The organism is Pelagibius sp. CAU 1746 (genome assembly GCF_039839785.1).
In the GTDB taxonomy this organism is placed as follows: domain Bacteria; phylum Pseudomonadota; class Alphaproteobacteria; order Kiloniellales; family Kiloniellaceae; genus Pelagibius.
In genome coordinates this window covers 2,399,406-2,411,744 of record NZ_JBDOQT010000001.1, presented here as the reverse complement: position 1 = coordinate 2,411,744, position 12,339 = coordinate 2,399,406, and the positions used below count along the sequence as shown (strand labels likewise).

Here is a 12,339-nt window from a genome sequence, read left to right as displayed (position 1 = left end):
TGCCCTAGCCGAGAGAGATCATGCGGTCGAAGAGGCCCTGGGAGAAGGTCGTCAGGCTGCTCAACATGAACGGCAGCATCAGCATCACGCCGACGAAGATGATAATGATCTTCGGCACGAAGGTCAGGGTCATTTCCTGGATCGACGTCAACGCCTGAAACAGCGCGATCACCAAGCCCACGGCCAGCGCCATCAGCATGACCGGCGCGCCGATCTTGAGCATCACGTAGATCGTCTCGCGGCCGATCTCTATGGCTTCCGTGCCGTTCACCGGCCCCCCTTCCCTTTCGCTACGCCGCCGTCTTGCAGCCCAGAGCCCTCAGACCGGCATCCGCAGGATTTCCTGATAAGCCTGGACCACCTTGTCGCGCAGGGTGACCACGGTTTCCAACGTCATCTCCGCCTTCGACACCGCCATGACCACCTCGGTCAGATCGGCCGTGCCGGCCGCCGCCTGGACGGTCTGCCGCTCGCCTTCCAGCATCGTGTCGGCGGCCCGCTCGGCGGCGCGCTGCAGCAGGGAAGAGAAATCGGCGCCGCCGCTGTCGCGCGCCTCCAGGCCGGGCGCGGCCCCGCCCTGGCGCAGCATCTTGTCGTAAGCCTGGATGGCCCCGTTGATATTCATCATTTGGCTCGCTCCTCAGACGCCCGGAATCCGGGTGTCGATCGGGGCCGTCCTGGCGGGTCGGCGGCGCCGTCCTGGCGCCGCGTAACGGTCGCGCTGCCTAGCGCGGGATATCGCCTGCGCCTCAGCGCAGGATATCGATCGTCTTCTGCAGCATGGAGCGCGACGATTCGATGGCCTTCAGATTGGCCTCGTAGCTGCGTTGCGCCTCGCGCAGGTCGGCCATCTCCATCAGCGAATTCACGTTGGGCAACAGCACGTAGCCGTCCTCGTCCGCCGCCGGATGGCCCGGCTCGTAACGGCGCTGGAAGGCGCCGCGGTCGGCGACGATGGAATCGACCCGCACCGTCTCCAGCCCCAGGGAGCGGTCCAGCTCGTTGTCGAAGGTCACCAGCTTGCGCCGGTAGGGCTCGCCACCCGGCGTCTGCGCCGTGGAGTTGGCGTTGGCGATGTTCTCCGCAATGACCCGCAGGCGCGTGCCCTGCGCCCGCATACCGGCGGCGGAGATATTCAGTGATTTCTCAAGATCCATGGCTTCTGCGTCCTAACCGCTTCGCGTCGCCTTGCCCGCTACCGGGCATCAACCCATCCGCCCGCGCAGCGCCATCTTCAACATCGACACCTGCTTCTTGTAGAGATTGGTGATCGCGTTGTAGTCGGCCTGCGTCTGGGCGACGTTGATAAGCTGTTCTTCCAGGATCACGGCGTTGCCGGAAGGCGCGGTCTCGTAGCGCTGCTTCTGTTCGACGCCACGGCCGTCGGCTTTCAGGCTGGAGGTCTGGATGTGTCCGGCCTGTGTCGCGTCCGGCTTCATTGTCGGCTGGTAGTTGCGCTCGACCATGCGGCGGAAATCCTGCGGCTTCAGGTCGTGCGGCACATAGTCCGGCGTGTCGGCGTTGGCAATGTTCTGGGCCAGCACCTTCTGGCGCTGGCCGAGCCATTCCATACGCTTGCCGAGCAGGCCGAAGATTCCGGGTTTCCCGTCCATGACGTTCCTGGCAGTTGCATCGAGCGCCGTTTTCGCCCCCGGCGCCCCGGGGGTCGCAGTCCCGGGACTCCCCCAGCTTTTCCGGGGCCTATGGGCTCCATGATCAAGCCTGCCTTGTTAAGAATCAGTAAAACGAGCTAAATTGTGTATATTAACTATATCCGCGGGCCGGGGGAGGCTGCGGGTCGTGGCGCGGGGGAGCCAAGAGGGCGATGCTTTATCTGACACGCAAAATCGGCGAGTCCGTCATCATAAACGACAATATCGAGGTCACGGTGGTGGATATCCGCGGCAAGTCGATCAAGCTGGGATTTACCTTCCCAAGCGATGCGACGGTGCTGCGGCGCGAAATCTTCGAGCGTATCCAAGAGGAAAACAGGGCTGCTGCCGTAGGCGACGACGAGGCCCTGGCCGAAGCGATCAAGGGCACCGCCGTGCCGGCGTCGCCCAAAAGCGACAGCGGCGGCTCTTAACCCCGTCTCCTTTGCGCCGAGGGCCGTCTAAGGGTCTCTGGCGCTTGGCGTTTTTTCGCCGTTTGAGGGCCGCAGGGCGCTCTCCTCTAACCATTCGTTAAGCATGATCGGTCACCATCGGTGAACCGTCGGAGTTGCGGGCCGCCCAGCGGCCGACCCGGGCCGGCGGCAAAGCCGTGGATTACCGAATCGTGAGTCGATGGTGACGCAGAAACCCCGCCCCGAGCGCAGCCTCGCCATCGCGCTGGAGAACGTGACGCCGGAGGCCGTCGAGGGGCTGGCAGGCCACGCCGCCGGCGCCGCCCCCAGGGTCACGGCCAGCGGCCGCGGTGCCGTCGCCGAGCAGATCCTGCAGATCGCCTTCGAGCGCGGCGTGAAGGTGCGCACCGACAGCGATCTGGCCGAAATCCTGGCGGCGGTCGAGGTGGAGAGCGAGATCCCCCTGGCTGCGCTGGCCGGGGTCGCGGAGATCCTCCGCTACCTCTACCAGACCGACACCGGGCAGACCGACACCGGGCAGACCGGCACCGGGCAGACTGACGGCCGGCACGGCGGGCAAGAATCAGATGAGGAGAAGCAAGCGTGAGTCATACAGCCGCCATCGAGTCCGAAATGCATTCCCTTACGGCGCGCCTGCGCAAGGCCCGGCAGGGCCTTTCGACGGGCACGATCGTCGACCTGACGCCGATCGAGGAGGACGTTAAGGGGCTCTGCCGGGCGATCGAGACCCTGCCGGCCGACGACAGCCGCCAACTCCGCCCGCGCCTCTTCGGCCTGGTGGAAGAGGTCAACCAACTGGGCGAGAACTTGCGCGCCGGCCTGGGCGAGCTGGCCCAGTTGCTGAACGCCGCCAGCGATCGCCGCAAGGCGCTAACCGCCTATGCGGCACCCAAGACCGACAAACCCTAGCAGCCGATCAACCGAACCGCCTGTTGGGGAGCGATTGGGGACACCAAATGGATCTCGGTGAGTACTTCCGCTTCTTTCTCGCGCTGGCCTTCGTGCTCGTGCTGATCGCCGGCTTGGCGGCCCTGCTGCGCCGCTCGGGCTTCGGCGAGCGCCTGGCCGCGACGCCGAGCAGCGCCGGCCCGCGCCGCCTCAGCCTGGTCGAGGTGCGCCCGCTGGACGCCAAGCACAAGCTCATCCTGGTGCGCCGCGACGACCGCGAGCACCTGGTCCTGCTGGGTGCGACCAGCGACCTGCTGATCGAAAGCGACATTCCGGCGCCGCCGGTTCGGCCCGCCGCGGCCGCATCGCCGGTCCAGCCCGGCGGCAGCGCCGATACCGTGGGGACGCAGAACCTGGTAACCCGCCTTGCCGGCAAGCTGCGGAGGCAAACGCCGTGAAGCGCTTCCACTCCCTTGCCGTCCTCGCCCTCCTGCCGGCGGCGCTGCTGCTGCTCCTGCCCGGCGAGGCCCTGGCCCAGGCGCTGACCTTCGACCTGGGCGCCGAGACGGCGGGAACCACCACCGGACGCATCATCCAGCTCATTGTCCTCATCACGATCCTCAGCCTGGCGCCGTCGATCCTGGTGATGATGACCTCCTTCACCCGCATCGTCGTGGTGCTCTCCTTCCTGCGCACGGCCATTGGCCTGCAGCAGACACCGCCCAACTCCGTCGTGGTGAGCTTGGCGCTTTTCCTCACCGCCTTCGTCATGATGCCGACCCTAGAAGCGGTCTACGACGAGGCGTTGGAGCCGCTGATCGCCGAGGACATCACCGAGTTCGAGGCCCTGGACCGTGCCCAGCAACCGGTGCGCCAGTTCATGCTGCGCCATGTGCGCGAGAACGACCTGCGCCTCTTCCTCGATCTGACCGACACCGCCGAGGTCGAGGCGCCCGAGGCGACGCCGATGCGCGCCCTGATCCCCGCCTTTATGATCAGCGAGTTGCGCCGCGCCTTCGAAATCGGCTTCCTGTTGTTCCTGCCTTTCCTCATCATCGATATGGTCGTGGCCTCGATCCTCATGTCCATGGGCATGATGATGCTGCCGCCGGTCATGATCTCCCTGCCCTTCAAGCTGATCTTCTTCGTGCTGGTCGACGGCTGGTACATGGTCGCCGGCAGCCTGGTGCAGAGCTACGGCTAAGCGCCGGTTCGGGGCGGCCCCTCCCGAATCTCCTTCCCTCCCGCGCCGGGCCGCTTCACAATGTCCTGATGATCGGTCTCGGAGAATGAACCGGGAGGCAACCATGATCATCTATCCGGACATCGAGGTGCAGAAGGGGCGCTGCGTGAACCTGCGGCGGGGGCGCGCCGAAGAGCCCATCGTCTACGACATCGATCCTATTGAGGCGGCCCGCAATTTCACCGCGCAAGGCGCGGAGTGGATCCACGTGGTCGATCTGGACGCCGTGTTCAACCAAGGCGACAACGCGGATGTCGTTCAGCGGATCATCGAAGAGGCCGGCTGCCCGGTACAGGTCGGCGGCGCGATCCGCTCCATGGAGCGGGTGCGTCACTGGATCGACGCCGGCGCCCGGCGGGTGGTCCTCGCCACCGCCGCCGTGAAGACCCCGCATCTGGTCAAGGAAGCCGCGACCTGCTATCCGGGCCGGGTGGTCGTCTCGGTGGACGCGCGCGGCGGCCACGTGGTGGTGGAAGGCTGGCGCGAGGCGACCATCTTCACGCCGATCGAGTTCGCACGCCAGTTCGAGGACGTGGCACTGGCGGCGATCATCTACACCGACATCGACCGCGACGACGAACAGCCGGACAGCAGCCTGTCCCACGTAACGGAGTTGGCCGCGGCCATCGAGACGCCGGTGATCGCCAGCGGCGTGGTGAAGTCGCTGGAGGAAATTTCGGTGCTGCAGCACCTCCCCAACATCTCCGGCGCGATCACCAGCCGTGCGCTCTTCGGCGGTGCCTTCACGCTGGCCGAGGCGCTGGCCATCGTCGCGGAGCCGGCGCCGGAGCCGGCACCGTTCCTTTAGGAATTGCCGCCCGACCGCGCCTGACGACCTGTGCCGCACTCTATGCTACTCTGGCCGGGAGCCGATAGCTTGGCAGCCGAGGGCCGATGTCGGGTTCTGTGATCTATTGCATCGACAGGCAAGACCTCATCTCCGAGGTGAGCGATGCCTGGCCGCGTTTCGCCGAGGAAAACGGCGGCGTTCCCGACCCGGCGGCGGTCCTCGGCCGCAGCCTCTGGGACTTCATCGTCGACGAGGGCAACCGCAGCCTCTACCGCTGCATCATCCATGAAGTGCGGCATAAGGCGGAGTCGATCACCATTCCCTTCCGCTGCGATTCCCCCACCGTGGAGCGCCACATGACCATGACCGTCGCTCCCGGCAGCCTGGGGGAGATCGTATTCGTCACTGCCCTGCAGTACGCCTTCGACCGCCGCCCGCTTCCCGTGGGCGGCCCAGCGGAAGAGGCGCGGACGATTGTCGAGTGCGAGTCCTGCCACCGCCTCTGGGCGGGACGCGGCTGGCAGAACTGCTGGGAGGTGATTCGCCAAGGCGACATCGAAATCGACGACCGTCCTATCAAGGTGCTGCGCACCCGCTGTTCGAATTGCTGATCTCCGCTGCGGGAGGCGGCGCAAGGTCGAGACTGAACCAGAGAAGGGCGCATAGCGGAAACCCGCGGTGCCGGAGAAGCGGCAGGCTGGGTCGAACGACCACCGCGGGGAGGCGTCGCCATGCCCGGTGACTGCATCGACTTCATTCATGGACTGAGCCACGCCGCCATTCCGGAAAGCGCGCGCCACGCGGGGCGCCGGCTGCTGCTCGACACCCTGGGCGTCGCAGCCGCCGGCAGCGCCACGCGGGCCAGCCGCATCCTGCGCGACCACGCCGCGCGCTTCTACGGCGGCGGCACGGCCGGCGCCCGCCTGCTCTTCGACGGCCGCCGGGTGGCTCCGCAAGGGGCGGCCCTGGCCGGAGCCGGCACCATCGATTCCCTCGACGCCCACGACGGGCATCGCCTGACCAAGGGCCACGCCGGGGTCGCCGTGCTCCCGGCGCTGCTCGCCTTCTGCGACGAGCTGGCACCCTGCAGCGGCGCGGAGTTCCTGACCCGCCTGGTGCTGGGCTACGAAATCGCGACCCGCGCCGGGATCGCGCTGCACGCCAGCGCGGCGGACTACCACACCTCCGGCGCCTGGAATTCACTGGCCGCCGCGGCGCTCGGCGCCCGCGCGCTGGGCCTCTCGGCGGCACAGACGGCCCACGCCCTGGGGATCGCCGAGTACTATGGGCCGCGCAGCCGGATGATGCGGGTCATCGAGCATCCCACGATGCTGAAGGACGGCTCAGCCATGGGGGCCCTGGCCGGAGTCAGCGCCGCCCTGCTGGCCGCCGACGGCTTCACCGGCGCCCCTGCGGAAATCGTGACGGACTGCGTTCTGGCGCCAATCTGGGCGGACCTCGGCCGGCGGTGGGTCATCGAAGAACAGTACATCAAGGCCTATCCGGTCTGCCGCTGGGCCCAGCCGGCGGTGGAGGCGGTTCTGTCGATCAGGCGGTCACACGATTTCGACCCAGCCTCGGTCGCGCGCGTGACGGTCCACAGCTTCACCGAGGCCGTCCGCCTGGTCACGCGGCGGCCTCAGAGCACCGACGAAGCCCAGTACTCCCTTCCCTTCCCGGTCGCAGCCGCGCTGCTGCGCGGCCGCCTGGGGATGGCCGAGATCGACGGGCCCGGCCTCGCGGACGCGCCGGTCCTGGCGCTCAGCGAGGCCATGGTGCTGGTGGAGGAGCCCGACTACTGCGCCCGCTTCCCGGCGGAACGCTGGGCCCACGCGACCGTCGAACTGGCGGACGGGCGCCGCATTGTCTCGGAGCCCTGCCCGGCCCGCGGCGACCCCGAGGCGCCCTTCAGCGACGCCGAAGTGGCCGCGAAGTTCGACGAGCTGGCTGGGCCGCTGCTGGGCGGAGAGAGATCCGCGGCGCTGAGTGCGGCGTGCTGGGCTATCGATCGCCATCCCGGCAGCCGCGCCCTCACCGACCGACTGCTCGCCCCTGTAGCGGCGCCGCAGATCGCAGCAACCGGGGGCGCCGGGGCTTCGGCCAGGCCAAGCGGAACATAGTCCTGCGGGCGACCATTTGACGCCCTTGGAATCTGCGGGCCGCGTGTAAGTCTGGAGGATCACGCGAGGGAACTGGCCCATGCCGCCTGCAGACTTGCTGATCTCCTTCTTTCTGGCTTCGGCGGCCTTCGCCTGCCTGCCTGGAACGTCGATGGTTTACGTGGCGGCGCGAACGCTGGCGTCAGGCCGCAGGGCCGGCTGGTGGTCCGCGCTGGGTTTCCATCTCGCCGGCCTTGGGCATGTCGCGGCGGCGGCCTTTGGAGTCTCGGCCCTGCTTTCCGTGATGCCCGCAGTATTCACCGCAATGAAGCTGATCGGCGCATCCTACCTTCTCTGGCTTGGCTTCACCTACTTGAGGGGCACTCCCGCGCCAGTACGGCGGGCTGGCAAGTCAAAGGCGCCGACGGCGCGAAGCGCACTCCGCGACAGCGCCATCGTGGAAGCCACGAACCCCAAGACAGCTCTTTTCTTCCTCGCCTTCCTGCCGCAGTTCACGGACCCGGAGGCGGCATGGCCGGTCTGGGGACAGATCGTCGTCCTGGGTGTGACGGTGAATGCGATGTTCAGCCTGACGGATGCCGTCCTGATCGAAGCATCGCAAGCGGCCGCGGCCCGACTTCGCTCCTCCGCAACCTCGTTGAGGCTGCTCCGTCGGCTCTGCGGGTGCCTGCTCATTGCCCTTGGGGTGGAACTGGCCTGGGCGCGGCCCCCGTAACCTGCCGCGCGTTCGGCGAGGGGGGACTCTAGTTCAGCTGGCTGAGGTTCCCGCCGCGCAGGCGTTCACGGTAATTGGCCATGAAATCCTGCGCTTCGCTCACCTTGCCGAGTTCGTCGGCGATGGAGCCGACGGCGACCTTCTCTCCGTCGCCGACCAACAGCTTGAAGGTATCGGCATGAGGACCCCTGGCCATGGCCGCGCCGTAGCGGCGGTCCAGGTCTTCCAGATCCACGGTCTGATCCGACAGCATGAGAGCGACGGCGAGGTTCACCACGAGCTGGCTTTCCTCCTCCTCCATCGGCCGGCGCGGCGGCAGCAGGGGGATCAGCTTCGTAAGGGACGCGACGGCCGAGGGCCATTGGCGCTGGCGCCAGTGAATGTCGGCGCGCAGCCGTTCGGCATCCAGGCTGCCGTCGCCTTCCAGCATGTCCAGCGCCTCGTCGGTCCGCCCCAGGTCCGACAGGCCACGGGCGCGCAACTGGCGCCGCTGTTTCTGCAGTTTATCGCCGAGACCTTCCACCTCGCTGACCTGCAGCGCTTCCAGCGCCGCTTCGGGGTTCCGGTCGAGCAAACGCACCAGCGCCAGGCGGGCCCCGATGCGGGCCTTCTCCGCACCTTCCAACCGGTAGCGGACCTGCCCCTCCAGCAGTTCGGCGGCGCGGTCCAGCAGATCGACCTCGACCAGGCGGTCGGCCAGACCGGCGATCATGCGATCGCCCTCGGGGCCCACGGGGGTCAGCTCCATGAACTCCTGGTACAGCGCCAGGGCGCGCAGCGGCGGCACCTCCGGATCGCCGGCGCCGCGGTAGATCTCGGCGAAGACCTCACGCATACGCTGAGCCGCATTGCGCGCCGCCGGTCCGTCGGGGAAGTTGCTGACCGCCTCACGCAAGGCATAGAGCGCGTCGCGGTGGCGGTCCTCGCGCACATAGAGGTCCGCCAGTTTGCGCAGCAGCGTGAACTCGAAGAGGTCGCCGCGCCAGGCGAAACGCAGGCGCTCCAGCTCCGCAATGGCGGCGGAGGGCGAGAGAGTGCCCTCTTCCATCCCCAGGTCGATCAACGCCAAGCGGGCGCGCGCCTGGGTCGGGCGGTGCGGCCCGTCGCGGGCTTCCATCCACAGCTTGCGCGCCTGCTCGGGATCGCCGTTGGCGTGCTGCAAGGCACCCTGGACGAGCTTCACACGGGCCATCTCACGGTCGTCCAACTGGCCCCGCAGCAGGTTGCCGATCTGGATCGTCGCAGCCTCCAGGTTGCCGGCGCGCAGGAAGGACTCCGCCGCCGCCAAGCCGAGATCGAGCCGCAGATTGCGTGGGTAGGCGGCGATCAGGTCCAGAGCCTCTGCGAAGCCGGTAGCCGCCGCCGGCCAGTCCTCCGCCTGCGCGGCCAAGGCGGCCTGCCAGAGCATCGCCTCGCGCTCGCCGACCAGGGCCGGATGGGCGAGGCTGACGGAAGCCCCACGGAAGTCCTGCAGCATGACCTGGCTGGCGCCCTTGAGCAGGCGGACTTCGGGGTCCAGCGCCAGGCGCGGGTTCTCCGCTTCGATCACCTCGACCGATCCGAGCGTCTCGCTGTCCAGGCCATGGGCGAAGTAGAAGCGCGCCAGGTCGAGCCGGGCGATGCCGAGGCGCTCGCCTTCCAGGCCGCGCATGGCCTGCTGCAGCGCCTGGCGATTGTCCTGATAGTCCTCGATCCCGCCACGCCGCCAAGCCTCCAGGTCGAAGAGGCCCGGGCTGTTGCTCAGCGTGTCGGCGGCGCGCTCGGCGCCGCGGCGCTCCTTGGCCTGGGAGACCAGCAGGCCGTCCCGGTCGCGCACCAGCACGCCGCTGCGGATAGTCGCCACCTCGATCCCCGGGCTCAGCGGCTGCAGGGCGATGCCCTGTTGGGTCTGCAGGCTCCGAAACTGCGGAAAGCTGTAGGGCAGGGTCAGGCCCATGCCGGCGCCGCGCGTCGGGATCACGACCAGGCGGTCGCCGGCGTCCGGATCGCTGACCCAGGTCATGCGCCCGGCACCGATCACCGGGAAGCGGATGCGGCTCCCCGGCCCGTCTTTCTCGCTTGCAGATTCAATCACCGGGGCCGCCAGGCCGCGTTCGGGCAGCGGGCTGCGCGGGCGCAGGTCGACGGTCCAGCGGCTGCCTTCGCGGCTCAGCCGAGGGACCACCGTCGGCGCGGCGCCGATGATCAGGATCGTCGAGCCCCCGTCTTCCATCAGACGGACCTCGCCCAGGTGCGGGGCGCCGGCGGCAATACGCTCGACGACGTCCTTGGGCGCCGGCCGGTCGAAGACCAGCCAGAGCTTCTCACCGCGGCGGAAGGCCGCCGCCGCTGTCGGGCGCTGCCAGGAGAAAGTCATCACCACCGGCACGAAGCCTTCCGCTTTCGGCCCTTGGGCGCTCGAGTTCATGAAGCTCGGCATCGGCTCGGTCTTGATCTCCAGACCGCCGCGCGCGCTGTCGGGAATCGCCGCCGCCTTGGCCGGCGCGGCCTTCCCGGGATCGCCCTTGGCTTCGATGGGCTCGACCTGGGCGGTCTTGGCCGGCGCCGGCTTGCCTGCGGATTTGTCATCGGCCGGCTGGGCGTCGGCGGGCTGGGCATCGGCGGGCTGGGCATCGGCGAGCCTGGTGGGCCCGGGGGTTTCCTCTAGCGGCGCCTTCGCCGCTGCCGGCGGCGTGGCGGCGGCATGGCGCGGCGGCTGCACGGAACGCGGCGTCGCCTCCACCTCGCCGCCCATCGTCTTGGGCACCAGCGGGGTCGGCGCCGGGCTCTCCGCCACGGCCGCCACCTTCTCCTCGGGCGCCCCGGAAGGCGTCTCCGCAGCTTCCCCGGCCAGCGTTGCGGCGGGCTTCTCCGCCGACTGCGGCGCCTCGCGTGGCGTGAGATCCGCCACCTTCGGCCCGGCGGCGGCCGGGACCTTCTCCACCGCGGGCGGCGGTGCGGGTTCCTGCCGTTCCGGCTCGGCCGCGGCGAAGATGTCGAGCACCACCTTCGCGCCGCTGCGGGTGACCTTCAGACGGCTTCCCTCGGGCACCTCCACCGTGACGCCGTCCCGCGTGGCGGAAACGCCGGCAATCTGCGCCAGGCGGCCGGGACGCAGGCCGGAGGTGTCGAAATCGGCCGGCCGGTCGAACACGATGCGCGCGCGCCCCGGCGCTTCCTCAAGCACGTTGCCCACGGGCTCGGCCCAATCGAAGACCAGGCGGCTGAAATCGCTGTGCTGGCCGCCGCGTACCCGCACCCGGGGCAGCTCGGCTTGCGGCGACGCCGCCGCTTCCTTCGGCGGCTGTTCCACCGGTGCCGCCGCGGCGGCCTCTTGCGTCTCGACTGCCGCTTTCTGCAGATCGATCACCACCTTGTTGTCGAGGCGAAAATGTTTCAGCGCGTGAGCGGTGGCCAGCGGCAGGGTCAGGGTCCGGCCGTCGTCGGAGACCTGCGGCGCCGCGGCGTAGCCCGCCAGGCCGCCGCGCATCACCGCGCCGCGGAATTCCGCCGCCTCATCGAAGCTGATGACCAGCCGGTCGCCTTCGATGCGCGCGCGGTAGCCGACCCGGCTGGGCCAGTCGAAGACGAGGCGGCCATAATCCTCGTGCAGGCCGCCCCTTATGGAAACGGAGGCCGGCGCGGACACCGCCTCGGCAGCGGCGAAGGGCGCGGCGGCGGCGAGGATCAGGCAGAGGCGGAGCAGCAGCGTCCGCATCAGCGCACCTCCCCGGCATAGGCGTGGACCACGATGTCGACACGGCGCGCCCGGGCCCTGCGCTCTTCGGCAGGCAGATCGGCGTCGACCTCTGCGTAGCGGGCCGCGCCGTAGCCGCGCACGACGATGCTGCCCTGATAGCCCAGCTCGGTCAGGCGGCCGGAGACCGCCGCCGCGCGGGCCAGCGAAAGTTCCCAATTGGAAGGATAGAGGCTCTGCGGCTGGCTGGGGTCGGCGTGACCCGCCACCTCGACGACGTTGCGCAGGTTGCGCAGCACCCCGCTGAGCGCGAAGACGGCCTTCTCGCCGCCGTCGCCCAGTTCGATCGCCCCTGGCGGAAACAACAGGTCGCCGGGCATGGAAATGACGAGGCTCTCCGCCTCGCGGCTCACCCGCGCCCCGACGAGAGCATCGTTGGCCTCCATCTGCTCCTTCAGCACTGCGGCCAGATAGTCCAGGTCGGTGCCCGGCACCCGCTCCACCTCGTCGGCCGTCTTGTCGGCGGTCGGCAGGGCGACGGTGACCTCTTGCAGGCTGGGCAGACGCGGCGCCAGGGCATCCACCAGGTTCTGCCAGGACTCCTCCTTGATCGTCGACATCGAGAACAGCAGCACGAAGAACGTCAGCATCAGCGCCGCAAGGTCGGTGAAGGTGAGCAGCCAGGCTTGAGAGGTGTCCTGGCCGCCGCGATAGACGAGGATCCCGCCGGAGACCCTGTGCCAGCCCTCCGCCGGCTCGGGCGGGCGCCGGCCGGGCTTGTCGCGCGTCTTGGGCGCTGCGGAACCGCGCTGGTCGGCCAT

General features: G+C 68.8%; 15 protein-coding genes. 9 read left to right on the top strand and 6 right to left on the bottom strand.

Going from position 1 to position 12,339, the window contains the following annotated elements; translation table 11 throughout:
- Positions 1-4: 4 nt before the first annotated feature.
- From fliQ to flgB, 4 genes are all read right to left on the bottom strand, one after another.
- Entirely contained in the window at positions 5-271 is a 267-nt protein-coding gene (gene fliQ, locus AAFN88_RS11440; RefSeq protein ID WP_347520438.1) for a flagellar biosynthesis protein FliQ, read from the bottom strand.
- Between the two features lie 48 nt (positions 272-319).
- A complete protein-coding gene (gene fliE, locus AAFN88_RS11435) occupies positions 320-628 on the bottom strand; it encodes a flagellar hook-basal body complex protein FliE (protein ID WP_347520437.1) in 309 nt (102 codons plus the stop codon).
- A gap of 121 nt (positions 629-749) precedes the next feature.
- Entirely contained in the window at positions 750-1,157 is a 408-nt protein-coding gene (gene flgC / locus AAFN88_RS11430) for a flagellar basal body rod protein FlgC (protein WP_347520436.1), read from the bottom strand.
- 48 nt (positions 1,158-1,205) lie between these two features.
- Positions 1,206-1,613, bottom strand: a complete 408-nt coding sequence (flgB, locus tag AAFN88_RS11425) for a flagellar basal body rod protein FlgB (protein ID WP_347520435.1) — start codon at positions 1,611-1,613, stop codon at positions 1,206-1,208.
- A 212-nt stretch (positions 1,614-1,825) separates the two neighbouring features.
- On the opposite strand from flgB, the gene csrA reads away from it, so the two are divergent.
- The 9 genes from csrA to AAFN88_RS11380 all read left to right on the top strand — a co-directional run bounded on the left by csrA (position 1,826) and on the right by AAFN88_RS11380 (position 7,842).
- Complete coding sequence (gene csrA, locus AAFN88_RS11420) at positions 1,826-2,086, top strand: carbon storage regulator CsrA (RefSeq protein ID WP_347520434.1); 261 nt, start codon at positions 1,826-1,828, stop codon at positions 2,084-2,086.
- 202 nt (positions 2,087-2,288) lie between these two features.
- Positions 2,289-2,672 carry an EscU/YscU/HrcU family type III secretion system export apparatus switch protein gene (locus tag AAFN88_RS11415; protein WP_347520433.1) on the top strand — a complete coding sequence of 128 codons (384 nt, stop codon included), beginning with the start codon at positions 2,289-2,291 and terminating at the stop codon, positions 2,670-2,672.
- The gene (locus AAFN88_RS11410) at positions 2,669-2,995 is read left to right on the top strand and encodes a hypothetical protein (protein ID WP_347520432.1); all 327 of its coding nucleotides are present in this window, start codon (positions 2,669-2,671) and stop codon (positions 2,993-2,995) included. The genes AAFN88_RS11415 and AAFN88_RS11410 overlap by 4 nt, the downstream gene beginning before the upstream one ends.
- Positions 2,996-3,042: 47 nt before the next feature.
- A complete protein-coding gene (locus tag AAFN88_RS11405; RefSeq protein ID WP_347520431.1) occupies positions 3,043-3,432 on the top strand; it encodes a flagellar biosynthetic protein FliO in 390 nt (129 codons plus the stop codon).
- Positions 3,429-4,178 (top strand): flagellar type III secretion system pore protein FliP, encoded by a 750-nt coding sequence (fliP, locus tag AAFN88_RS11400; protein WP_347520430.1) that lies wholly within the window; start codon positions 3,429-3,431, stop codon positions 4,176-4,178. Before AAFN88_RS11405 ends, fliP begins: the two co-directional genes overlap by 4 nt.
- 103 nt (positions 4,179-4,281) lie before the next feature.
- On the top strand, positions 4,282-5,025 hold the full coding sequence (locus tag AAFN88_RS11395; RefSeq protein WP_347520429.1) for a 1-(5-phosphoribosyl)-5-[(5-phosphoribosylamino)methylideneamino] imidazole-4-carboxamide isomerase: 744 nt from the start codon (positions 4,282-4,284) through the stop codon (positions 5,023-5,025).
- Positions 5,026-5,111: 86 nt separating this feature from the next.
- Entirely contained in the window at positions 5,112-5,618 is a 507-nt protein-coding gene (locus tag AAFN88_RS11390; RefSeq protein WP_347520428.1) for a hypothetical protein, read from the top strand.
- Between the two features lie 120 nt (positions 5,619-5,738).
- Positions 5,739-7,127, top strand: a complete 1,389-nt coding sequence (locus tag AAFN88_RS11385) for an MmgE/PrpD family protein (RefSeq protein WP_347520427.1) — start codon at positions 5,739-5,741, stop codon at positions 7,125-7,127.
- Positions 7,128-7,206: 79 nt separating this feature from the next.
- Positions 7,207-7,842, top strand: coding sequence for a LysE family translocator (locus AAFN88_RS11380; protein ID WP_347520426.1), 636 nt, complete (start codon positions 7,207-7,209; stop codon positions 7,840-7,842).
- Between the two features lie 28 nt (positions 7,843-7,870).
- On the opposite strand, the gene AAFN88_RS11375 is transcribed toward AAFN88_RS11380, so the two are convergent.
- Together AAFN88_RS11375 and AAFN88_RS11370 are read right to left on the bottom strand one after the other, a co-directional pair.
- Positions 7,871-11,539, bottom strand: coding sequence for a hypothetical protein (locus tag AAFN88_RS11375; RefSeq protein ID WP_347520425.1), 3,669 nt, complete (start codon positions 11,537-11,539; stop codon positions 7,871-7,873).
- Complete coding sequence (locus AAFN88_RS11370; RefSeq protein ID WP_347520424.1) at positions 11,539-12,339, bottom strand: flagellar motor protein MotB; 801 nt, start codon at positions 12,337-12,339, stop codon at positions 11,539-11,541. The genes AAFN88_RS11375 and AAFN88_RS11370 overlap by 1 nt, the downstream gene beginning before the upstream one ends.